This window comes from Trichocoleus sp. FACHB-591, assembly GCF_014695845.1.
Taxonomy (GTDB): Bacteria; Cyanobacteriota; Cyanobacteriia; order FACHB-46; family FACHB-46; genus Trichocoleus.
In genome coordinates, this window is sequence record NZ_JACJPA010000119.1 from 52,436 (window position 1) to 76,445 (window position 24,010).

Sequence of the window (24,010 nt, forward strand, 5' to 3'; positions counted from 1 at the left end):
CCCGTGCCCAACCCTCGCCAACTTGCCTTTCTCGCCCTACGATCGATCCAACGAGATGCCTTTGCGGATGTGGCGCTCGATCGCGTCCTGCAAGATGCTGAACTCAGTAGCCAAGATCGACGGCTGGTGACTGAGCTAGTGTATGGCAGCGTCAGACGGCAACGCACTTTAGATGCGCTGATCGATCAGTTGGGCAAAAAGAAAGCTCATCAACAACCCCCTGATCTGCGAACTATTCTGCACTTGGGCTTGTACCAACTGCGCTACTTGAATCAAATCCCTGCTTCAGCCGCCGTCAATACCACCGTTGAGCTAGCCAAACAAAATGGCTTTTCAGGGTTGACTGGGTTTGTCAACGGCTTCATGCGCCAATACATCCGCTTGGTGGAGACGGCTGGCGATCCCTTGCAACTTCCGTCCGATCCAGTGCAACGATTAGGAACGCTGCACAGTTATCCTGACTGGATCATTCGAGTTTGGCTCGACCAATTAGATTTAGCCGAAACCAAGCAATTGTGCGAGTGGATGAATCGCCCACCGCACATTGACCTGCGAATCAATCCTCTCCGCACTTCCCTCGACGAAGTGGAGACAGCGATGCAAGCCGCAGGAGTAGCAGTGCAACGTTTGCCCCATTTGCCCCAAGCCTTGCGGTTACTGGAGCCTGCGGGTGCAATTCAGAAATTGCCAGGGTTTCAGGCAGGCTGGTGGATGGTGCAAGATGCTAGCGCTCAGTTGGTCAGCTATCTGGTTGATCCGCAACCTGGTGACTTTGTGATTGATGCTTGTGCGGCTCCGGGTGGTAAAGCTTTGCATCTCGCAGAACTCATGCAAGATCAAGGGACGATTTGGGCTTGCGATCGCACTGCATCTCGCCTGAAAAAACTCAAGGAAAACGCCGAACGATTGGGCATCGACTCCACCAAGACTAGCATTGGAGACAGCCGCAACCAACCGCAATTTGTCGGCAAGGGCGATCGCGTTCTCCTCGATGCGCCTTGTTCTGGCCTTGGTACACTCAACCGTCACGCCGATGCTCGCTGGCGACAAACTCCCGATCGTGTGCAAGAGTTGGCAACGCTGCAACAGGAACTCTTAGTCGCAGCCGCCACTTGGCTCAAACACGATGGCGTGCTGGTTTACGCTACCTGTACGCTGCATCCTCAAGAAAATGAGCAAGTCATTGAGGCTTTTCTCGCTCAGCATCCCGATTGGCAGATCGAGCCACCCGCACCCAACTCCCCGGCTGCGGCCTTTGCCACCCCTCAAGGCTGGGTGAAAGTTTGGCCCCATCGTCAACAGATGGATGGCTTCTTCATGGTTCGCCTTAAGCGTGCAGTTCGCCAGGCTGCCACCAGTTAGCTCAAGCGATCGCGGCTCTCATCTTTAAGGATGGCAATGTTGCGAGTGAAGAGAGCAATTCGCAAGCTTTATGCTCAGTGGTTAGACGACAAAAAATAACTCCAGCTAACGCACTGGAGTTCCCACACAGAGACCACTTCAATCAATTTTATAAAAAGCTTAGCGAGGCTGACCAATGCCAGGAGTTTCTTCTTTCTCAACTTCAGGCACAATGTCAGGGCGATCCTTATCTTCCCAACCTACAGGACGCTTAGAGTTGTACCAAGCGACCGAACCAATTGATGCAGCTGCAATAAACCCAACGATATAAACCAGGGTGGCAGAGATAGGGAAATGAGGAGTATTTGTAGCAACTTCTGCTGTTGCCGCTGCCGCAATTAATAAAGACATCTTAATAACCTCTCTACGACTTGAAATACTAATTTACAGTACAACAACAGTAGCAGAGCTTGCTCAGAGGCTGGCTCTCCCCAGAGTTGGATTCGATCCCCCTTCCTAAGACAGTTCTTCAGAATGCGGGTGGCGCAGGCTCAGAATCAGCAGGTGGTTCAGGTTCCGCAGGGGCTTCCTCTACGGGAGCTTCTTCCGCAGGCGCTTCCTCTACGGGAGCTTCTTCCGCAGGCGCTTCCTCTACGGGTGCATAGTCGCTGGGTGGCGCTTCTTCTGCTGCAGGTTCAGGTGCAGGTTCACTGGGAGCGGCATCTTCATAGCCGCCGGAGTCATAGCCGCCGCCAGAATCATAGCCACCACCGGAATCGTAGCTACTTCCAGAATCGTATCCACCACCAGAGCTCTCGCTATTCGCAGCCCCAGTTTCAGGCGCAGTACTGCCTGAAAGCTCACGTTTAGGCGTGACAGGCTTAGCTTTGATGCTGCCTTTGCGCCCCTCAAAACTTGGTAGCTCAGGAAACTTCTGGACTGGCATGCCTTGCACAACTTTAGTCATGAATTCACGCCAAGTGTGAGCAGCCGTACCACTCGTCCCCCAAGTAGGGTCGTTGTTGTCGTTGCCCAACCACACCCCAGTCACAACCTGAGGAATATAGCCGATAAACCACAAGTCACGAGCTTCCTCAGAAGTGCCTGTTTTTCCAGCAACAGGCCGCCCTACCTGCGCTGGCCGACCTGTGCCAGACTGCACCACACCCTCTAGCATCCAAGTGAGGATGGAGGCAGTACCTTTATCAACCACTCGTTTGGGTTTAAAGTCGGCGCTGTAAAGAACTTGTCCCTGTCGATTGAGAATCCGAGTAATGCCGTGAGGTGTAACTGCATTCCCTTGAGCGGCTAATGTCCCATAAGCACTAGTCAGCTCTAACAAGTTAACTTCCGACGCGCCTAAGGCTAGGGAATAAGTCGGCATTAACTTAGACCGAATGCCCATGTCTTTCGCCATCTTGACCACCGGATCGAACCCGACATCAATCAAGACCTTAACCGCAACCACGTTAACAGAATAGGTTAAGGCGTCTCGCATCGAGACCCATCCCCGATAGGTCTTACCGTAGTTCTGGGGCTTGTAACCATCAACCGTGTACTGAGCATCTAGATAGCCATCGGTGGGCGAGAACCCAGCCGCGATCGCGCTCGTGTAAACCAAGGTTTTGAAGGTAGAACCCGGTTGCCGCTGGGCTTGGGTCGCTCGGTTAAACTGGCTCTTGCCATAACCATTACCTCCTACCAACGCCTTTACCTCACCGTTGCGGGGGTCGAGCGACACTAAAGCGGCTTGGCTAAAACCTTCCGCCGAGCCATCTAGCTCTACTGCATCTTTAATTGCTTTTTCTGCTGTCTTCTGCCACTGGCGATTTAAGGTGGTTTCAACCGTTAAGCCACCCAGTTCTAGCGCTTCGGGAGAAACATACTTGGGTAGCTCCTGCTGGACGTAGGAGGTAAAATAGGGCGCTTCGATCACCAAGCGCTTTGGAGTGCTGGGTTTGAGTTGCAGAGGAGCCGCGATCGCCGTTTCCATCTCAGCCTTGCTGATGTAGCCAGTATCAAACATCCGCTGCAACACAACGTTGCGCCGCTTGACGGCAGAGTCAGGATTGACCAAAGGTGAGTAAACACTAGGAGCAGGAGGCAACCCAGCAATCATTGCGGTTTCTGGCAAAGTCAGCTTGTCCACTGGCTTACTGAAGTAAACCCAAGCCGCATCAGCGACACCATAAGCCCCAGAACCCAAATAAACCAAATTCAAGTAGCGCTCTAGAATTTGCTCTTTCGGCATCTGCCGCTCTAGCTCTCGAGCTAGCATGGCTTCTTTCAATTTGCGCGTAATGCTACGCTCTTGGTTCAGAAATACAATGCGGGCTACCTGTTGCGTGATCGTGCTGCCGCCTTGCACCAAATCCCCTGAGACAACATTGGAGAGGGCTGCACGGACAATCCCTTGGTAATCTACGCCCTTGTGCTTATAGAAACGACGATCTTCCGCTGCAATAAAAGCTTCGACCGTGTTTTTGGGAAATTGACGGATGGTTAACTTTTCTCTTGTAGCAGGCCCCGACTGCTGTAGGATAGTTCCGTCAGCGGCTTTAATCGTGAGCGTGCCGTCTCGGACAAAGGTAAAAATACTTCCGGTATCCGGTAGAGTGCTCTCCAGAGACCACCAACCAATTCCCAAGGCACAGATACCACTAGTCAAACCAAGCCCCAACCAAAATAAGCGATTCTGGTGAAGCGGTTTTGGGCCTCGGAATGGTCGCAGAATGGGAGCGAGTCGTGATCTTTCAACGCGAGTAACGGCTTGAGTCGATAATTGCTTAACGTTCGACTTTAGCCGCTTCCCTGGTGATTTGGGCACTTTCTTGCGCCGCTTCTTAGGTTGCGATTGATCATTGGAGGCGATTGGTCCAGGTTCTGCTGACTCAGCATTATTGAACTTGGCCGAAAAACCCCTGAGCCTTGAGATAAACTTTGCCACTGTAGCTCCTCACTCGCCACCACACACCAAGCTGCTCTTCGCTCTTAATTTTAGGGCTTGGTATCCCAATATGCACCCCAATGATCGAAATCGTCCTATCGTAACCTCAGTCTAAAAGTCAAGTGTTCATAACCTTTTTAGGCAAAAAAATTAGCTAAAACCGGCTTAAACACCCGCATGGCCTAGCGCTAGAGCCGCGACTAGCATGCCCAACACTAAAAACGGTTGGGCGCTCGCTTGGTACTTCACGTCATTCTTGAGAGGATCACGCAGGAAGTACATATCCTGGAAGGTGATTTGGGGAATTACGAGCAGTAACAAAATGACTGCATACAAATTCTGGTGAATACTGACCAGATAAGCCGCGACCCCGGTTTGAAACACATCAATCATCAGGACGCAGATCCAAGCAGCAGTGGTGACACCAAACATGACTGGTAGCGACTTTAAACCTAGCTGGCGATCGCCCTCCACACTCTTGAAGTCGTTCACGATCGCAATGCCTAAGCCCGCAAAGCTATAGAACAACGTTAAAACGACAATTGTAGGATTGAGATCCCCAAACAGCGCATGTCCTGCCCACCAAGGCAAAGCAATATAGCTAGCCCCAAGCGCGTAGTTACCCAACCAGCCATTCTGCTTCAGCTTCAGCGGTGGAGCCGAGTAGATATAAGACACCAACGAACCCCCTGCCGCCAAAGCCGTCAGCGTGGGAAATGTATGCCCTGCCCATTGATCTAGGGCGTAGGCAATACCAATCCCACCCAGCAGCAAGGCCCAAATTTGGACCTTGACTTGAGGTAGAGAAATGGCTCCCGAAGGAATGGGGCGGTAGGGTTCGTTGATCGCATCCAGATCTCGATCATAAAAATCGTTGATGGTTTGGGTGTAGCCCGTCAGCATGGGTCCCGACATCAACATACAAGCGGCTGAGATCAAGACATTCTCTAGACTCCAACTGAAGCGTCCGCCAGAAGCTGCACCACAAACGACTCCCCAGATTAGAGGAATCCAGGTAATCGGCTTCATCAGTTGCAGGCGGATCTTCCAAATCGAGGTTTCTCCTGCTTCCGCTCCTTTCATACCTAGGAGTTGCCGAGCTTTGGCACTCCGATTAGTAGCTTCTGGAGCAGTTGTGCTCAGAGGTGCAGCGGTATTGGCTTGCACCTCTAGATCTGCGGCAGTATTTTGGCCTTGTGCCACCTCAACTGCTGGAGAAACGTTGGAGTCTGGAGTTAAGGGAGTCGGGTCAGACATAGGGTTTCTAGATTCCATGCCTAGTCCAGGCAATTAGTGCTCAACAGATCTTATAGATTAAAACGAGATGATTAAGTAACCATCTTGGAATTTGGCACCCGTCACGGGTTTACCGCTTAATTCCGGTGGCAAGGAAATGTTACGCCGTTGGTCCCCTGCTTCAATCGTAATTTCAGGGCCGTTTTGAGACAGCTTAACTTGCTTTTTGTCAAAGCCTGGGAGGAACAGAGCGACTTTGCGCTCGGCCACATTGACTGCGATCGCTCTAGGTGCTTGATCGGCTTGGCTGAAGTCAGGCAACGCATCGACTAAAGGCTGCCAATCATCTCCTGTTCGCACCGGAAAAGCATTAATTTTTAGCGGATCAAACTCAGTGGTGACAGTTTGAGCCACAGCCTGACTCACCATTGCTTGGTTCAGAATCACCCCGCCTACGGTGAGACCAATCTGCTGAGCACTGCCCCACAGGTAACGAGCCGTTGCGATCGCTGCTGGGTCAGCGGTGGTAACTAGGTAGGCTGCCACACGATGAGGATTGGTAACAGCGGCTCTCCCGTCGTCTAATATATTGCTCACCTGGTTCGTCGGCTGAGCCCAATTATCTGGCGACCAACTGACGTTTAGCACGGTGCCAACCAGAGGCTGAATAAAGGGAGATTCTAAAATAGTTCTACCTAAATCGGAATCGGTAAACACCTTGCGAAAGCGGCGCACATACCAACTCAATACTTCGGGCATACCCAGCATCCGCAGCGTACTTTGGTCGCCAGAACCATCATAGACAATGACATCATACTGACCGCTGGCATCGTACTCGCGCAAAGCATTGAGAGCCAAAGCACTATCCATACCGGGTAGCACCCCCAACTCTTGGCCAAACACAGCCTTTAAGATGGGAGTCCGCAAATACTGGGCTTCCAGTTTCTTCACTTCTTCCCAACTGCGTTCCAGCAAAGCAGCGCTTTGCAATTGCACAGCCTGCAAGTTAGAGGCAATTTCCTGAGGGTCAGCCGTCAAAGCAGTTCCCAATAACCCACCCAAGTTTGGGTCTGGCGCTTGACCGACAAGCAGAACTCGCTTACCTTCACTGGCATAGCGTTTGGCAGTGGCGATCGCAACCGTTGTCCGACCTGTGCCACCTTTTCCCAAAAACGTCAAAATTAAGGACATTAAAAGCTTCCTATAACAACAGCGCGCAACTCATTTGCTGCCTAGGACTTCTATGCTAAATGGCTGCACTGAAGGCTGTCCTCAGCTTAGCGGTAGGTTCAGCGTCAACCACTGTAAGAACGGAGCGCTTCAAGACTGGCTCACTTCAGCAACCGTCCTATTGGCTTACTTCTATTTCATCCTCAAAAAACCAAGTCGCAAATTTATCATCAAACTCTACGAGCACACCCACACTGCTGCTATCCACCATCCTGAAATCACGAATGGTGCCAGTTTGGCCCAATTTACTAATAACAGCAGGCGGAACCCGATCTCTCAAACGGCGAAGTTGTACTTTTTGACCGACTTTCATTGTTGAACTCAATTGTTACAAACCATTTCACAGTCTATCAGCGTCTTGCTGTTGCAACAGCATCCCTAGCGGCAAGAAATTTAGTTCCCTCGAAAACCCTGGCCTCTGCTCCTGCGGTAAAGTCAAATGGGCTGGTAGAGGTTACACAATCAACCGCCATTGCTGGCACCATATTGATACTGTGCAAGGAAACTGCGATGTTAGCGAAGCGGATTTTGCCCTGCTTAGATGTAAAAGCAGGACGAGTGGTGAAAGGAGTCAATTTCGTAGATCTGCGTGACGCTGGCGATCCGGTGGAGTTGGCGCAAGCCTATAACGCAGCTGGGGCTGATGAGCTGGTCTTTTTGGATATCACGGCAACCCACGAAGACCGAGGCATCATTTTTGATGTCGTTCACCGTACCGCAGAACAAGTGTTCATTCCTTTGACGGTGGGTGGAGGCATCCAAAACTTAGAAACAATTAAAAATTTGTTAAGAGCGGGAGCTGACAAAATCAGTTTGAACTCTGCGGCGGTACGCGACCCAGATTTAATCAATCGAGCCAGCGATCGCTTTGGTAGACAGTGCATTGTCATTGCCATTGACGCTCGGCGGCGACCAGATCCCAGCAATCCTGGTTGGGATGTGTTTGTGCGGGGTGGGCGAGAAAATACAGGGCTCGATGCGATCGCCTGGGCCAAAGAAGTCGAGCAACGAGGAGCGGGTGAACTGCTGATTACCAGCATGGACGCGGATGGCACCCAAGCAGGCTACGACGTAGAGCTGACCCGCACCATCGCTGAGCAAGTGCAGATTCCGGTCATTGCCTCTGGCGGTGCCGGAAACTGTGAGCACATCCATACGGTTTTAACTGAAGGCAAGGCCGAAGCAGCTCTGCTGGCTTCTCTGCTGCACTACGGTCAGTTAACGGTAAGCCAGATTAAACATCACCTTGCTGACCATCAGGTGCCCGTAAGGTTGCTGTAACTTTGGCTAGTTTTACTCTCAGCCTCTGCTGACAACAAACTGATAACAAAGGCAATTCACTGAAATCACAGACAGCGGTCTAGATCCCGGACGGCGCTTAACGGTTAGGCTATCTTAATTTCTGTTACAATCCGTAAAGATTGCCTTTCGTAAACAACCAATGTTTACTCCTTTGATCGTTCTCGCTATTTTGATGGTCGTTATTGCCCTCGTGACCTGGGCCTTACGCTTGATGCAAGAAGCCATTGAGCATCAAGAATTTTCTTTGATGCTGGCAGGGTGCTTAGTTGCGACAGCCGCCGCTGCAATCATGGGAGTTTATCTGATGATGGGCGACTACATGGGTTACGTGAGCCAGCTCGCCCAGCGTCCTTATGTAACCTACACTTTTTCCGAACTGCCGATTTGGGAAATTCAAGCCGAAGAAATGACCCAAATCAGCCTACCGCTGCATCGAGAAACCTTACAGAAGCGTGCTCCTCAAACCTTCGCTACTGTCAATCCCTAACAACAAGAATATTGGTGTCTCGTTCTTTCGACAGGAAATTCATAAAATGCTTGGGGTTGCTAGGGATCACGCAGCTCTGAGCAATCCTGAGATAGCAGGTGAAAGCTTAAAACTCGATAAGATTCGAAACTTAAAGTCAAAATTATACAAATTTCCTGGGCTAGGAAAGCAGTTAAACTTTACTAGAAATTTCTCTGCATCAGGTTAGAAATACGGAACTAGAGGCCACACTAGAAGGGCTTAGCTTAGTGCTTCACCTCTTCATTTATAGACTTAGCATTAGACATAGCATCTGGTTCGATCTAGGGTCCAATCTATCCAACCTTTGACCTGCCGTGAGGCCAATCTAAACAACTGAAGTTAAGTTGATAGTCAAATAACATTGGCATTTATCATTTACGACTTTATTTGTAGTCTCACGAGTGTCTTTGGGAACTTTGAATAAAGTGGATGAGTTGCTCACCCAGATCTTCCGCAGAAATCTATTAACACCCGTATGGACAACGCCATCCCAGAACTTGCGATCCCCGAACTTGATAATATTAGTCGTCAGTTAATGAGCCTAGAAAAACCTCAAAAGCCCAAAATGCTCGTGGTAGATGATGAACCAGATAATCTGGATTTGCTCTACCGTACCTTTCGGCGCGATTTTCAAGTCCTACGAGCTGAGAGCGGCGTCATGGCGTTGGACGTGCTCGCCACCGAAGGTGAAGTAGCGGTGATTATTTCAGATCAACGCATGCCAGAAATGAAGGGAACGGAGTTTCTCAGTAAAACCGTCCCGCAATTTCCTAATACCATGCGGATCATCCTGACAGGTTTTACAGATGTTGAGGACCTAGTAGAGGCTATCAACTCTGGACAGGTATACAAGTACATCACTAAGCCCTGGGACCCTAACGAACTCAAGGCTGTAGTGCAACGAGCCGCAGAAACTTACGAACTGCTGAAGCAGCGGACTGAGGAGCTACGACGAGCCCAGGCCCAGACAAATTTACTCTCCGCCATTGTCCATGTTGCCCAAAGCTCCTCCAGATTAGAGGATTGCTTAGAACCGATTGCGATCGCCTTTGGCAGAAACTTCCTGGCGCATGGCTGCATTCTGCAATTGGTAGAAGGTAACGCTTTAGTGGCAGGTCAGGGCACTTACAGTACAGCCGACGGTCTAGAAAACTGGTTAGGTCAAGATCCGCTAGCGAAAGCAGCGATCGCCAATCAGCAAATGCAAGTTGCGGTCAACATCCCCACAGATGATGCTTTGGCTAGCGTCGGTCACTATCAAACTTCTGGAGTGCAAGCGCATCTTATTGTCCCTATTACCTATCGTGGTGAAGTCTTGGCAGTACTCTCGCTGCAATGGAAAAAGCCTTGCAAGTTGCGGGAGGACGAGTTGACCTTGATTCACTTATCGGCTCAGCAAGTGGCACTGGCTTTAACCTGCACTCGCTACTATCGTCCCGTGGTCTAGGGTTAGGGTTTAATTTGGGCCAAAAATGCATTTCCATAGTTTGGGTGATCGAGGGGTGGGTGCGATCGCGCTCACCAAACTTCCTAAAACCTTCCAAATCATGGATACCCATCGGCATGTTTAGTTACCAAGCTTGTCTTCAATGCCAAGGTAGAGTAGTAGGCTAGTGTAACTGGCCTAATTTTGATGCGGTTTTATAAGTTTGGTAATGACACCCGATTGCGATCGCAAAACTTCTTTAGTAGAAAACAGCCTTAGTTCTCAACAAACTGTAGAGCTACAGAATGCGGCTCAAGCCGCTCCGATTCAAGCTTTATTTGACCGGATTGCTCCCATCTATGATCAACTTAATGATTGGTTGAGCTTGGGGCAGCATCGAATTTGGAAACAAATGGCGGTCAAATGGAGCAATTGCCAACCAGGAGACACTTGCTTAGATCTGTGCTGTGGCAGCGGTGATTTAGCCCAGCGCTTAGCTCGGCAAGTTGGCCCAACGGGTCGAGTGGTTGGCGCAGACTTTTCTAAAGCCCAGTTAGCGATCGCTCAGCAAAGGCTAGAAGCTAGCTCTTGTCCTGCCATCATCGATTGGGTTGAGGCGGACGCACTAAATCTTCCTTTCTCAGATGCTCAATTCGATGCAGCGACAATGGGTTACGGGTTGCGCAACGTGACCGATATTCCCCGTAGCTTAAAAGAATTACATCGTGTCTTAAAACCAAGGGCCAAAGCAGCGCTTCTCGACTTTCATCGTCCTGCTAATCAAGATTTTCAAGCGTTTCAAGCTTGGTATCTGAATACCATTGTGGTGCCCCTGGCAGAACAATTTGGCCTGCGCGAAGAATATGCTTACCTCAGTCCTAGTCTAGAAAAGTTCCCTATCGGCTCTGAGCAGATGTATCTAGCTCGTCAGGCTGGTTTCTCTGAAGCCACACACTACCCAATCGCCGGGGGTACGATGGGAGTATTAGTTGTGACAAAAGGATCTGACTAAGTACCTTGGAGCTGTCTAACCTCTGGCTTTTCGCTGGTCCTCCTGTCGTCGGTGGCATCATTGGCTACTTCACCAATGATATTGCCATCAAGATGCTGTTTCGCCCCTATCGACCCTATTATCTGGGCAAGAAGCAGCTGCCATTTACGCCTGGCTTGATTCCCAAAAATCAGGAACGTTTGGCGAAACGAATTGCAGACACCATCATGGGGTCTTTGTTGACTCCAGAGGAATTGCAAAATCTAGCTCGTCGCCTGCTGAAGACAGAGCGAGTTCAAGGAGCCATTCTGTGGTTGCTACAGTTAGGACTGGATCAAGTTCAAGCAGATAAAGAGCAAAAAACCGCCAAAATTTTAGGTGGCATTCTACGAGATTTGTTGGGTCAGTCGATGCCTCGCTTGCTCAAAGTTTTAGCGCGGCGAGAAGATTTTTTAGAAACTCAGTTGAACCAGATTTTTGATCAGGTTTTGTTGGAGTTTCAACTGACAGAAGACCAAGCGAGCAAATTGTCAGACTGGCTTCTACAAGTCGTGCTACCACCGGATGTGGTTCGTCAGGCCCTAATCGATTTTTTGACCGATCGTAACATTCAAATTATTGATGAGGGCTTTCGGGAAAAAGCAAGTGGTACTTATTGGGTCGTTGCCAATCTCTTCGGACTGCGTAACTCTTTGACCCGTCTACGCACTTTCTGCCTGGATGAACGGGAAGCTAGCAACACTCGTATCGCCGAGCTGATTTTGTCTTTAGCCGTAAAACAGCGCTTGCGGGAGTGGTTGCAAAATCTGTCTTTACAGAATTTGCCCGTCTCTACCGTTCGGCAGCTACGCAAAACCATGCGTGACAGCGTGCGGCTTTATGTGCAGAATCGGGGAGCTGAGGTTTTGCAGGGCTTGAGCAAATCCATCGACTGGGAAAACATCGCGACGATTGTGCTCAGCCGCTTACGCAATTCTGCTGTGGTTAATGCTTCCCTAGAAACAGTGAGTCAGGAACTCGCTTTGGTTCTAGAACGATATTTAGAGCGAGATTTAGAATCTATTGTGGCGCAAGCAATTCCGATTTTAGACATCGATCAGGTGATTATTGATCGAGTCAAAGCCACTTCTGCGGCTGATTTAGAAGGGGCAATTCAAGGCATCGTCCGTAGCGAGTTACAAGCGATCGTCAATTTAGGTGGCATTCTGGGTTTTGTCATCGGCTCTTTTCAGAGCATTTCGTTCTTGCTACGCTGACTCAGCAGAAATTCAGTTACGGTTAGTCAGGTTCAACTAAACCGCTATCCATATCTTTGTATAGTTCTTTGAGGTTCTGTTGTTGTACCCGACGAGACACGCGACGATACCGCTTAGTTTCCAGTTTAGGTTCGTATTGAACTTGCCCTTCTTCTCCACTTTTCACTTTAGTGGTTGATTCTGCGTCTTTGAGGCGGGCGATCGCGGTATACCGAGCGACTGCTTCATCCAGCGAATTTAGATAATCTTCGTAGCGTTCCCAGTCACCCCGAACCGCGCAGTTCGGTTCATCACGGTGCAAGCAATCACTGAATTGACAGTTGGCACTTGCCAAGCGCTGTCGTGCTTCTGGGAAACAGTAAGCTAAATCTTCTGGCGCACTATCCACTTCCGGCTGGTTAAACCCAGGCGTATCAGCTAGCAGCCCTCCTGTAGGTAGCTCGAACAATTCCACATGCCGAGTGGTGTGGCGACCCCGCCCCAACTTGCCGGAAACGCGACCGACCCGTAAGTCCAACGTTGGAATCAAATGGTTAATCAAACTCGACTTGCCAACGCCAGAAGGCCCCGCCACTACCGTGATTTTTTGGCTTAGGCGCTGTTGTAAGTCCGTTAGACCATCCTCTTGATACACGCTAATCAGAATTGGTGTATAGCCCCATTGGTTGAGGCGATCGCACCATTGCTCCTGTTCGGCTGGTGTCAGCAAATCTCGCTTGTTCAAACACAACACTACGTCTATCCCAGTCGATTCCGCTTTGACTAAAAATCGACTCAGTTGGTGTGGGTCTAGCGTCGGTTCTGCTAAAGCAAACACCAACAGAATTTGATCCACATTAGAAATGGGGGGACGACTTAGCTCAGATGTGCGCGTCAAAACCTGGGCGATCGCGCCTCGGCCACCGGCCCAGTCGGGTTCCTCAATCTGTACGCGATCGCCCACCATCACCTGCTGACCAATCTTCTTCAGCCGAGCGCGACGGGTACATAACAACTCTGTCACTTCTAATGTCTCTGGCTCGGCAGACAACAAGTGAGCAGTGTCTAATCGCACCTGATAATAATTTGCTTGAACAGCCACAACCGTTCCGAGAAGCTGGGGTGCAGCTTCGGCAGCATTGAGTTCTACTCCAGCAACATTCATGTAGAAACAGTTGGCCGTCGAACCCTTAAAGCAAAGAATTCACTCCGATCTTCCACTAGTTCAATGCCGTAGCCTTCCATTGCTAGACTATCAGGCACTTGCTCAATCGGTTCTCCTGGATCAAGCCAGACCTCTAGCAGTGAACCAGGAGCCATTTGTTCTAGACGGAGCTTGGCTCGCACAAAGTTGAGCGGACAGGGAGTGCCACGCAGATCAATTTGAGCATCTGGGCTACCAGAGTTCGTCAATGATTCAGCGTTGCTCATCCCCGAAACAGCCCTCCCAGAAATCCTTCTAATCCACCTTTACCCGTGCGATCGCCTTTGATTTTGGCTAGCTTCTCGAGTAACTCTCGCTCCTCAGCCGTAATGCGATTTGGAATATCAATTAAAATCGTAATTAAGTGATCCCCCCGACTGACAGGATTACCCAGGCGAGGCACGCCTCGATTTTCCAGCGTTAATACAGTGCTCGGCTGTGTCCCTGGGGGAATCAGGAGTTCAGCTGGACCATCTACTGTATTCACCTCTAAGCGACACCCTAGAATCGCTTGAAGGTAACTAATTTTTATTTCCGAAAGGACATTAATGCCATCTCGCTGAAATTCTGGGTCTTCGTTGATGAAGAGGTAAACATAAAGGTCGCCAGGTGGGCCACCCCGTTGTCCAGCATCGCCTTCACTGGAAACTCGCAACCGAGTGCCGTTATCAACCCCAGCAGGAACTGTAATCTTCAGCTTCTTGGTTTCCTGCTTTTGGCCGTTACCACTGCAAACCTCACATTTATCCTCAATCATCTGCCCAGAACCATTACAGGTCGGACAGACTGAGACCTGAGTAAAGCTACCGAAGGGAGTGCGAGTCGCGCGACGCACTTGGCCAGAACCCGTGCAAGTAGAACAGGTACGCGGTCTAGTTCCCGGTTTAGCACCAGAGCCGCTGCAAGTTGCACAAGTTTCTAAGTGACTAATCCGGATTTCTTTTTCGCCACCAAAAACCGCATCACGAAAGTCTAGCTTCAGGTCTAAACGAAGGTCATCTCCTCGCGCTGGACCGCCACGTCTCCGCCCAGTTGAGCCCATCCCCCCAGAAAAGCCGCTAAAGAAGCTTTCAAAGATGTCCGCAAAGCCCCCCATATCGCTCATATCTTGGAAGCCAGCTCCCGCTGCGGAGCCTACGCCTGCTTCACCAAAACGATCATAGCGAGAACGAGTTTCTGGCTCGGAAAGAACTTCGTAAGCCCGATTAATCTCTTTGAAGCGCTCCTCAGCTCCATCCTCTTTATTGACATCAGGATGGTACTTCCGTGCTAAACGACGATAGGCACGCTTAATTTCCTCCTTGTCAGCGTCTCTAGAGACACCAAGTATTTCATAGTAATCGCGGGCCATAGAATGCTGTTCTGGGGGTGATTGAGGATAAGAGAATGACTAAAAGAGCGGAACGAACCATTCAATAGAGTAGAGCATTACCACCGGGGCTAGTCGATGGCTTCGTAGTCAGCGGCTACTGTATCATCATCAAAATTCACATCTTCGTCTTCATCTTGAGAAACTTTAGAGTTACCACTGCCATCAAACGTGGGGTCACCGTCAGTGAAAGAGTAATCTTGATCGTCACTGGAATCTGCTGCTTGTTGATAAACGGCTGCTCCAATTGCAAACAAGGTTTGCTGGAACGTATCGAGCCGCTGCTTCATTTCTTCAATACTAATGGAGCGATCGCCGAGAGCTGCTTGTAACTCTGTCGCTTTTTCGTTAGCTTGAGCCTTGAGAGCGTCCCCAATTAAAGCACCATTGTCTCTAATTGTAGACTCGTAGCTGTAGAACAAACTGTCTGCCTGGTTCTTCAGTTCGACCACCTGCTTGCGTCTGGTGTCCTCGTCAGCAAAGAGAGAAGCTTCTTGCCGCATCCGCTCAATTTCGCTGTCGCTCAAACCCCCTGTGTTGGTAATCTGGATGCTTTGTTCGCGTCCTGTACCTTTGTCACGGGCGGAGATCTTTAAGATACCGTTCGCATCAATATCAAAAGCTACTTCAATTTGAGGGACACCACGAGGGGCTGGAGGAATCCCAGTTAGCTGAAATTTTCCTAGGCTTTTGTTGTCTCTAGCCATCGCCCGCTCCCCTTGAAGCGCATGAATCTCTACCGAGGTTTGACCATCTGTTGCGGTCGAGAAAACTTGAGTCCTACTGGTTGGAATGGTTGTATTCCGTTCAATCACCTTGGTAAAGACTTCTCCTAGCGTCTCAATGCCTAGAGATAGAGGAGTCACGTCTAGGAGCAGTAAGTCTTTGACTTCGCCACCGAGCACTCCACCTTGAATTGCAGCACCTAAAGCCACTGCTTCATCAGGATTCACAGAGCGATCGGGAGCCTTACCGCCGAAGAACTTCCGAATTGCGTCTTGTACTGCCGGAATTCGAGTCGAACCGCCAACTAAAATGATGCGATCGATATCATCAGTTTTTAGATCACCATCTTTTAGGGCCTGACTAACCGGGTCAATGGTGCCCTGGACTAAATGGCCTACCAATTCCTCAAACTTAGCTCTACTGAGATCCATCTCCAAATGCTTGGGTCCAGTCTCATCGGCAGTAATAAAGGGCAGGTTGATGGAAGTTGTCACTGTACTAGACAACTCAATTTTGGCCTTTTCCGCCGCTTCCCGCAGACGTTGAAGTGCCATCTTATCCATTGAGAGGTCGATGCCTTCTTGATCGCGGAAGCAATCAATCATCCAGCGAACAATGCAGTTGTCAAAGTCATCGCCGCCGAGGTGATTGTTGCCTGCTGTGGCTTTTACTTCAAATACTCCATCGCCTAACTGCAAGACGGAAACGTCAAAGGTGCCACCGCCTAAGTCAAAAACCAAAACTCGCTGGTCTTGATCTTGTTTGTCTAAGCCATAAGAAAGGGCAGCAGCAGTCGGCTCATTAATAATGCGCAGGACTTCCAAGCCAGCAATGGTTCCTGCATCCTTAGTTGCTTGCCGCTGAGCATCTGTAAAGTAGGCAGGAACTGTAATCACAGCTTGGGTAACAGGCTCACCCAAATAGTTTTCAGCATCCTGCTTGAGCTTTTGCAAGATCATGGCTGAAATCTCTTGCGGAGTATAGGTCCGTCCGCGCACTTGCACATCAACGGTTTCGTCTCGACCTTTAATGCATCCATACGGAACCCGACCGCGCTCAGCTTCGGTATCTTCCCAGCGGCGACCGATAAATCGTTTGATACTGAAGATTGTATTCTCAGCGTTGGTTACGCCTTGACGCTTAGCCAGTTGCCCAACTAAGCGATCGCCAGCCTTACCAAATCCCACAATACTCGGAGTTGTCCGCCCACCCTCAGAGTTCGAGATAACGTTCGGTTGCCCGCCTTCTAAGACAGCAACACAACTATTCGTCGTGCCTAAGTCGATACCAATGACCTTTCCCATAGCTAGCGGCGGTTAATGTAGGACAACAGAAGTGGACAGAGCTTGAGCGTTTGTGGAACCCTAATCTCAAAGCAAGGAACCATGCTTTGAGATTCCGTAACTAATTCAACCCTTAAGCACTCAGAAGCTAGACTACCCGTAACTGCATCTGAAGCTCACAAGGATTCCTGTCAAATCAAAGCCTATCAGCTGTCTCCATGACCTCGGTCACTCTCCTCAGAGGTTACCACGGGGTCCGGAGCAGCAGCAACTTTCACCATTGCGTGGCGCAAGACGCGATCGCCAAGCATATAGCCTCGGACTAACTCCTCTACAACGGTGCCTTCTGGATGCTCATCTGTGGCTTCTCGCATCACTGCTTCATGCAGGTTTGGATCGAAGTCTTTACCTTCAGATCGCATAGGCGAAACGCCAACTCGCTTCAGGCAGTCTACTAGCTGCTTATAGACACTCTGATAGCTCTTATGAATGTTCATCTCGCCGTCATTTTGCGGCTTGATGTGGGAGCGAGCCCGCTCAAAGTTGTCTACGACAGGCAACAACTCGGTAATGGTGGAGCACTTAATTTTTTCTTCTAGCTCTTCTTTTTCTTTCTGAGCCCGTCTGCGGAAGTTATCAAAGTCTGCGGCGATCCTGACATATTGATTAGTCCGGTCGTCTACCTGAGTCCTGAGAGACTCCACTTCTTGAGATAACTCTTCTAGAGCTGCCTGATACTCAGATTCACTTGCAGCATTATCAGGCTCCAAAGTGAAAGTTCCATTCTCAGAGCTTTCTGCTGTAGGACTATCATCATTGGCCTGGGAGGCCAAGTTGAATTCTTCGGAATTTAAATCTGCTTCTGTTGACATGGTTTGGTCGGCTATTTCTTCAGGAGACCCAGAAGAATCAACTGTCAGATCTTGAAGGTTCTCTAGCTGATTTTCTTCACCCATCATTGTGCACTAATCCTACATTAAGAGAATGCTACCTTGACAACCCCGCTCTTGGCATTCCCTAAAATGCCTTAAAGGAAACTCTATCGCCAAGAGTTGACTAACTCTCAACTGGCCAACCACGAGCTAGCAGCCGTAAACTTCCACGACATACCATTCCTAATTGTAACGACTGGGTCAGTAAGTGCCCTGACTGACTTGGCAATTGCGATCGCAGCTCCAGGAATGCCTAATCTGTAAATTGAGTCTTTGCAATAAGACGCTTATCTGTCTCACTAAAATAGTTGAGTTAGAAAATTCACAAATTGGGCAATGAGTTATTTATAAGTGCAATACCACCAAAGTGTGTTGCAAAATCCTACTAATTTTTAGCCCAAGGGCTATGATCTTGAGAACTTCGTTATAGTCTAAACATCAAACCAAAGGTAGATAGCCTACGCTTTGGCAACTGCTAGTTAGCTCAATAGCAAAAATACCTAAAGCCAATTTAATTTTTGCCTTCCCAACTCACACTCTCCGTCATAGCCCTTTGAGTTTAAAGGACCAAGATGATAGAGCAGTCTCTAGGCGTGACCTTTAAACCTCCCAGCTTGTCAAGGCTAGAAGTATTCAAGAATCCAAAGAATAGAGAGTTGGGATCATAGATTTACCAAACATCATATTGCTACTCGTAATTCTGCCCAGGACTTGTGGGAACACTTAAAAAGGAGATCTTCTTCATCAGCTATGACTAACTCTTCATCACAGCGGCGCGCCCTTATCGTTAAGAATGACTTCTCTCCCTTTGGGAATAAGCTCATTCAGTCTGGGTATGTCAACCACGAACAGATGCAGCAGGCTCTGATTGAGAGTCGTAAATCTGGCAGACCGATTACAGAAGTTCTAGAGACTATTACCGGGCGTCAACTTACTCCCGACCTGCTGCGGCAATACAAGAAGCAGCAGCTTTTTGAACTGAAGATTCTCTATGGGGTTGAGTCCCTTGACCCTGAAGTCAGTGACATTACTGCAAGTCAGGTAGGGCATTTAATTGATACTCTGATCCCCATTGACATTTGCCGTCGCTACCGATTAGTACCGCTCTCTAGGCATGACTCTCCCCCTGGTGTCTTGGTCGCAATGGTTGATCCTGACAACTTAGACGCTCAGGATGACCTCAATCGCATTCTGCGGGCTCAAGGCTTAGCTTTGTCTCGGATGGTGATCACGCTGGAAGACTATAACCAGCTGATTTCTAAATATTTAGATGAGCAAGTTGAGAAAACTAAGCAAATCGAAATTCAAAAGTCTGTTGATGTTCAATCTGACTTGGAAGGCTTAGAAAACTTGGATCTTCAGGATGCCCCTGAAGATATGGAAGCCAATCTAGATGATGTCGCCAAAGGAGCATCCGACGCTCCAGTCATTAGCTTGGTCAACAAAATCCTCATCAAAGCGTTGCAAGACGGAGTCTCTGACATCCACATTGAACCCCAAGAGGAATACTTAAGAATTCGTTTCCGCAAGGATGGGGTGCTACGTCAGGCATTTGATCCACTACCCAAAAAAATCATTCCAGCCGTCACAGCTCGCTTCAAGATTATTTCTGAACTAGACATTGCTGAGCGTAGAGCTCCCCAAGACGGTCGGATTCGGCGGGTTTTTCAGGACCGCAAAATTGACTTCCGGGTCAACACCCTGCCTAGCCGTTATGGCGAGAAGGTAGTTTTACGAATCCTTGATAACTCAGCGACTCAACTGGGCCTAGATAAGTTGATCTCTGATCCAGACTCCTTGCAGATTGTCCAAGAGATGGTTAAACGTCCCTTCGGCCTAATTCTAGTGACGGGGCCGACTGGTTCTGGTAAAACCACTACTTTGTACTCAGCTTTAGCAGAACGTAACGATCCAGGCGTCAATATCAGTACGGCAGAAGACCCGATTGAGTACTCTTTACCGGGTATCAATCAAGTCCAGGTCATTCGTGAAAAGGGTATGGACTTTGCAGCCATTCTGCGGGCGTTCCTGCGACAAGACCCAGATGTGATTCTGGTGGGTGAAACCCGGGACAAGGAAACCGCGAAAACGGCGATTGAGGCAGCCTTGACTGGGCACTTGGTATTAACCACCCTTCATACCAATGACGCTGCTGGCGCGATCGCCCGTCTAGATGAAATGGGCGTAGAACCATTCATGGTTTCCGGTGCCCTGCTCGGAGTTGTGGCTCAACGTCTGATGCGACGGGTATGCCCCGAATGTCGGATTCCTTATAACCCTGACCCTAACGAACTAGCCAAGTTTGGGATGTCTAGCACTCACGACGCTGGAGTCACTTTCTATAAAGCGAACACACTACAGCCAGAGCAAATTCAGGAAGCTAGAGCGCAAAATCAGCTTTGCTCTGTTTGTAATGGCGTTGGCTATAAAGGGCGTAATGGTGTTTATGAGGTGATGCGAATCACGGAGCAACTGCAAGTTCTGATTGCCCAGGGTGCACCTACGGAGCGGATCAAAGAGGTTGCCGTTGAAGAAGGCATGCAGACCTTACTCGCCTACAGTCTTAACTTAGTGCGTCGAGGTGCTACGACATTAGAAGAAGTGGAACGGGTAACCTTTACTGACACAGGCTTGGAAGCTGAGCTTAAAGCTAAGCGCAAGAGTTCCCTAACTTGTCGGGTTTGCGGAGCTGAGGCTAAACCAGAATGGATAGACTGCCCTTACTGCACTACTCCTCGTTTCCAAGATTGACGAAAACTGAGTTAACTACTTTTGCGATCGCCCCCAGCTATAGGCGAATCTTACCCATCTACCTTGAAATTTGTGAGAGAAATCTATGGAATTAATGATTGAAGACCTGATGGAAGAAGTGATTGAGCGGGGTGGTTCAGACCTGCACCTTTCTTCTGGACTGCCCCCCTACATTCGCGTCAGCGGTCACTTAACTCCCACAGAGCACGAAGTCCTGACGTCTGAGAGCTGCCAGAGACTCATCTTCAGCATGTTAAACAACACCCAGCGGAAGAATTTGGAGCAGAACTGGGAGCTAGATTGCTCCTATGGTGTTAAAGGATTGGCTCGTTTCCGAGTCAACGTTTATAAGGACAGAGGAACCTACGCCGCTTGTTTAAGAGCTTTAAGTTCCAAAATTCCTAGCATGGACCTCTTAGGGTTGCCAGACATTGTCCGAGAAATGTCAGAAAAGCCTAGAGGCTTGGTGCTCGTTACTGGCCCAACCGGATCGGGTAAGTCAACCACCTTGGCTTCCATGATCAACAACATCAATATGACTCGCGCAGAGCATATTCTCACGGTTGAGGACCCAATTGAATTTGTCTATGAATCAGTTAAGAGCGTGATTCACCAGCGCCAAGTCGGTGAAGACACCAAGAGTTTCGCGAATGCGCTAAGAGCGGCTTTACGGGAAGACCCAGACGTCATCCTTGTAGGTGAAATGCGGGACTTGGAAACGATTCAGCTTGCCATCTCAGCCGCTGAAACAGGCCACTTAGTATTTGGTACATTGCATACCAGTTCTGCTTCACAAACCGTTGACCGGATGGTAGACGTGTTTCCCCCGGAGCAGCAAATGCAAGTACGAGTACAATTATCCAACTCCTTAGTTGCCGTCTTCAGTCAGACTCTCGTTCCCAAAAAGAACGTCAAGCCGGGTGAATACGGTCGAATCATGGCTCAGGAAATCATGGTTGTCACCCCAGCTATTGCTAACTTGATTCGAGAAGGAAAAACATCCCAAATCTATTCTGCGATTCAAACAGGCGGTAAATTAGGGATGCAAACCTTGGAAAAAGTTTTGTCCGATCTCTATAAAGCTGGAAGTATTTCTTTCGAGGCTGCCATCTCGAAGACTTCACGACCTGACGAGATGCAGCGGATGATTGGTGGAGCACCTGCTGCGGCCCAGGCAGGTACAGCCGCTAGACACTAGTTAAGTTGTAAGCAAGTTCTAGTTTCTGACTAATAATGACTTATTGAATCAGTCATGCTGATTAGCAGAAACTAGAAACCGTTACCATTTAGCCATGTCTCGAGTAATTTTTACAGGTCAGATAAGTTAATAAATATCTGGGGAGAAGTAGCATCGCTGTTTTTGACAGCGGATACTAAGTTAGGCTTCGCTGCTCCCCTAAACCAATTTTGAGCCAATTTAACCACTTTCAGCCAGATTTGCACTATGCCTACTTACATTGCCAGTGCACGTGATGCCAGAGGAAATGCCAAGAAACAAAAAATCACTGCAAATTCTCCGGGTGAAGCTCGTTCTACGTTAAGAGAACAAGGCTTTGTGGTCCAAGACCTTAAGGAGGACAAGAGCCTTGACCTTAGTAAGATTGACCTTCAAAAGTTTCAGCTTGCTTTCACGAGCGTTTCAGTCAAAGATAAGGCCGTTTTCTCCCGACAGTTTGCTGCGCTTGTGAATGCTGGGGTAGCAATGGTTCGTAGTTTAGGTGTGCTATCTGAGCAATGCACAAATCCTAAACTCAAAGCATCACTTCTAGAAATTAATGGAGACGTACAGCAAGGTACTAACCTATCGGATGCAATGCGCAAGCATCCCCAGTGCTTTGATATGTTGTACGTCAGCATGGTGCAAGCAGGTGAGGTAGGCGGTGTACTCGACGAGGTACTAAATCGTCTAGCTAAACTTTTAGAAGATATTGCTCGGTTGCAAAACCAGATTAAGTCAGCAATGGCTTATCCTGTAACCGTCGGTGTTTTGGCAACGGTTATTTTTATTGGTATGACCGTTTTCCTCTTACCAACCTTTGCTTCTATCTTTGAGGAATTAGGAACAGAGCTGCCAGCTTTTACCCAAGCTATGCTCGCTATTAGTAAATTCCTAAGAACTCCCCAGTACGTTGTAGGCCTAATTCTGATTCTCTTTGGCCTTAGTTTTGCCTATAAGCAGTACTACAAAACACGGGCAGGTCGCGAAACTATCGATCGCTTGTCCCTGAAAGCACCTTTGTTTGGTGACTTGATTCAGAAGACCGCAACTGCTCGTTTTTGCCGTACTTTTGGAGCCTTAACCCGTTCTGGAGTGCCCATCCTTACAGCTCTAGAGATTGTGAGAGATACGGCGGGTAACCAAGTCGTTTCTAATGCGATTGATGAAGCCCGAAGAGAAATTCAGACAGGCGGCATGATTAGCATTGCTCTCCAGAGAGAACAAGTCTTCCCAATCATGGCTATTCAGATGATTAGCATTGGGGAAGAAACTGGGGAAGTTGACAAAATGCTGATGAAAGTCGCCGATTTTTATGAGGATGAGGTGGAGCAGGCAGTAAAAGCTCTAACTAGCATTATGGAACCGATTATGATCATGTTTTTAGGAGGCATGGTGGGTTCAATTCTGCTTTCCATGTATCTGCCTATGTTCAAGGTTTTCGAAAGCATTGGCTAAACATTAAAAGGCTTTGACTTTCAGTTTCTCTAAACCCTCTGCTCTTTAGTAGGGGGTTTCTTTGTAGGTAGGAGAGTCTGAGTTAAGGATGGTTCAGCTAGTACAAGTTCTCACTAGCGTTGATTCAGGCAATGTTAATTCAGACAATGCTGCTTTCGAAACATTGAACTCTGAACTTTTAAGCCTAGGTACAATACAGAAAAGGTCTATTGCTTACTCCAAAAGTTTAATAAAGTTATGGCGATTAAACCATCTCATTACGAAGAGCTATTAGCTGAGTACAGTAACCAGCTAGCAGCGATCGCTCTATTAAAACAGCATCGGCCTTACTTAGAAATGGTGCCTAGCATGCGCCGTTCTGAAGAGAGCATTATTACTATTCCTTTACCCTTAGTCAGGGTAAACCAAGCTGAGCGATTTCAAGAGCATAATGCTGCTGATTATAGTCAGACTCGTCCTAGGGCTAAGGAATTAGTTCGGCTGCCTTGTGAGGTAGCCATTATGATGTGTGATCCAGAATGGAAGATTAAAACAGGAGTTGAGATTTTAGTCTTTATTCATCGCCCTCAAGAAGACTTTTCTACCTTACTGGGACGTTGGCGACAAACTCAAGTATGGCTCGATCGCGGATATGAATGGCTCATGCCGCCACGCTATGAACATATTTTGAATGAGGGAGCGGAAGCTGTTCATCCTCTGTTTATCACTTTTGATGAAACACCAGCCAGAATCAAGCGTGGCCTTACAGGGGCTACGCTACCTTTCGTGAATCAATCGCTTGGCAGCGTGAATGAGGTAGAGGAGGCAGGAGAACCTGAAACTTCTAGCAGCTTAAATCTGGAAGAATGAGCGAGA

At 48.8% G+C, this 24,010-nt stretch carries 20 protein-coding genes; 10 read left to right on the forward strand and 10 right to left on the reverse strand.

Annotated elements, in window-relative coordinates:
- Window positions 1-3 precede the first annotated feature (3 nt).
- Window positions 4-1,362, forward strand: coding sequence for a 16S rRNA (cytosine(967)-C(5))-methyltransferase (locus tag H6F90_RS27195; RefSeq protein ID WP_190555142.1), 1,359 nt, complete (start codon window positions 4-6; stop codon window positions 1,360-1,362).
- A 159-nt stretch (window positions 1,363-1,521) separates the two neighbouring features.
- Here H6F90_RS27195 and psb35 read toward each other — a convergent pair whose 3' ends face one another.
- From psb35 to H6F90_RS27220, 5 genes are all read right to left on the reverse strand, one after another.
- On the reverse strand, window positions 1,522-1,752 hold the full coding sequence (gene psb35, locus H6F90_RS27200) for a photosystem II assembly protein Psb35 (RefSeq protein WP_190555143.1): 231 nt from the start codon (window positions 1,750-1,752) through the stop codon (window positions 1,522-1,524).
- A gap of 118 nt (window positions 1,753-1,870) precedes the next feature.
- Entirely contained in the window at window positions 1,871-4,288 is a 2,418-nt protein-coding gene (locus H6F90_RS27205; protein ID WP_190555144.1) for a PBP1A family penicillin-binding protein, read from the reverse strand.
- Between the two features lie 165 nt (window positions 4,289-4,453).
- Window positions 4,454-5,545: a chlorophyll synthase ChlG gene (gene chlG, locus H6F90_RS27210; RefSeq protein ID WP_190555145.1), complete on the reverse strand. Its 1,092-nt coding sequence runs from the start codon at window positions 5,543-5,545 to the stop codon at window positions 4,454-4,456.
- Between the two features lie 57 nt (window positions 5,546-5,602).
- Window positions 5,603-6,715, reverse strand: coding sequence for an ArsA family ATPase (locus tag H6F90_RS27215; protein ID WP_190555146.1), 1,113 nt, complete (start codon window positions 6,713-6,715; stop codon window positions 5,603-5,605).
- A gap of 157 nt (window positions 6,716-6,872) precedes the next feature.
- Window positions 6,873-7,067 carry a DUF2862 domain-containing protein gene (locus tag H6F90_RS27220; protein WP_190555147.1) on the reverse strand — a complete coding sequence of 65 codons (195 nt, stop codon included), beginning with the start codon at window positions 7,065-7,067 and terminating at the stop codon, window positions 6,873-6,875.
- A gap of 197 nt (window positions 7,068-7,264) precedes the next feature.
- On the opposite strand from H6F90_RS27220, the gene hisF reads away from it, so the two are divergent.
- From hisF to H6F90_RS27245, 5 genes are all read left to right on the forward strand, one after another.
- Window positions 7,265-8,035 carry an imidazole glycerol phosphate synthase subunit HisF gene (gene hisF, locus H6F90_RS27225; protein ID WP_190434515.1) on the forward strand — a complete coding sequence of 257 codons (771 nt, stop codon included), beginning with the start codon at window positions 7,265-7,267 and terminating at the stop codon, window positions 8,033-8,035.
- Window positions 8,036-8,195: 160 nt separating this feature from the next.
- Window positions 8,196-8,543, forward strand: a complete 348-nt coding sequence (locus H6F90_RS30925) for a hypothetical protein (protein ID WP_242024650.1) — start codon at window positions 8,196-8,198, stop codon at window positions 8,541-8,543.
- Window positions 8,544-9,039: 496 nt separating this feature from the next.
- Window positions 9,040-10,011 carry a response regulator gene (locus tag H6F90_RS27235; protein ID WP_190555148.1) on the forward strand — a complete coding sequence of 324 codons (972 nt, stop codon included), beginning with the start codon at window positions 9,040-9,042 and terminating at the stop codon, window positions 10,009-10,011.
- A gap of 208 nt (window positions 10,012-10,219) precedes the next feature.
- A complete protein-coding gene (gene ubiE / locus H6F90_RS27240) occupies window positions 10,220-11,002 on the forward strand; it encodes a bifunctional demethylmenaquinone methyltransferase/2-methoxy-6-polyprenyl-1,4-benzoquinol methylase UbiE (protein ID WP_190555149.1) in 783 nt (260 codons plus the stop codon).
- A gap of 5 nt (window positions 11,003-11,007) precedes the next feature.
- Window positions 11,008-12,237, forward strand: coding sequence for a DUF445 domain-containing protein (locus H6F90_RS27245; RefSeq protein WP_190434527.1), 1,230 nt, complete (start codon window positions 11,008-11,010; stop codon window positions 12,235-12,237).
- A gap of 22 nt (window positions 12,238-12,259) precedes the next feature.
- Here the strand turns inward: H6F90_RS27245 and rsgA are convergent, their stop codons facing one another.
- The 5 genes from rsgA to grpE all read right to left on the reverse strand — a co-directional run bounded on the left by rsgA (window position 12,260) and on the right by grpE (window position 17,757).
- Complete coding sequence (gene rsgA / locus H6F90_RS27250) at window positions 12,260-13,381, reverse strand: small ribosomal subunit biogenesis GTPase RsgA (RefSeq protein WP_190555150.1); 1,122 nt, start codon at window positions 13,379-13,381, stop codon at window positions 12,260-12,262.
- Window positions 13,378-13,647 carry a sulfurtransferase TusA family protein gene (locus tag H6F90_RS27255; RefSeq protein WP_190555151.1) on the reverse strand — a complete coding sequence of 90 codons (270 nt, stop codon included), beginning with the start codon at window positions 13,645-13,647 and terminating at the stop codon, window positions 13,378-13,380. The genes rsgA and H6F90_RS27255 overlap by 4 nt, the downstream gene beginning before the upstream one ends.
- Window positions 13,644-14,771 (reverse strand): molecular chaperone DnaJ, encoded by a 1,128-nt coding sequence (gene dnaJ, locus H6F90_RS27260; RefSeq protein ID WP_190434536.1) that lies wholly within the window; start codon window positions 14,769-14,771, stop codon window positions 13,644-13,646. The genes H6F90_RS27255 and dnaJ overlap by 4 nt, the downstream gene beginning before the upstream one ends.
- 89 nt (window positions 14,772-14,860) lie before the next feature.
- Window positions 14,861-16,819, reverse strand: a complete 1,959-nt coding sequence (dnaK, locus tag H6F90_RS27265; RefSeq protein WP_190555152.1) for a molecular chaperone DnaK — start codon at window positions 16,817-16,819, stop codon at window positions 14,861-14,863.
- 185 nt (window positions 16,820-17,004) lie between these two features.
- A complete protein-coding gene (gene grpE / locus H6F90_RS27270) occupies window positions 17,005-17,757 on the reverse strand; it encodes a nucleotide exchange factor GrpE (RefSeq protein ID WP_190555153.1) in 753 nt (250 codons plus the stop codon).
- A 723-nt stretch (window positions 17,758-18,480) separates the two neighbouring features.
- Between grpE and H6F90_RS27275 the strand changes: the two genes are divergently transcribed.
- The 4 genes from H6F90_RS27275 (at window position 18,481) to H6F90_RS27290 (ending at window position 24,004) form a co-directional block, all read left to right on the forward strand.
- Complete coding sequence (locus H6F90_RS27275) at window positions 18,481-20,481, forward strand: GspE/PulE family protein (protein WP_190434544.1); 2,001 nt, start codon at window positions 18,481-18,483, stop codon at window positions 20,479-20,481.
- 85 nt (window positions 20,482-20,566) lie between these two features.
- Window positions 20,567-21,679: a type IV pilus twitching motility protein PilT gene (locus H6F90_RS27280; protein ID WP_190434546.1), complete on the forward strand. Its 1,113-nt coding sequence runs from the start codon at window positions 20,567-20,569 to the stop codon at window positions 21,677-21,679.
- Window positions 21,680-21,925: 246 nt separating this feature from the next.
- Complete coding sequence (locus H6F90_RS27285) at window positions 21,926-23,155, forward strand: type II secretion system F family protein (RefSeq protein WP_190434549.1); 1,230 nt, start codon at window positions 21,926-21,928, stop codon at window positions 23,153-23,155.
- Between the two features lie 237 nt (window positions 23,156-23,392).
- Window positions 23,393-24,004 carry a hypothetical protein gene (locus H6F90_RS27290; RefSeq protein WP_190555154.1) on the forward strand — a complete coding sequence of 204 codons (612 nt, stop codon included), beginning with the start codon at window positions 23,393-23,395 and terminating at the stop codon, window positions 24,002-24,004.
- Window positions 24,005-24,010: the final 6 nt, after the last annotated feature.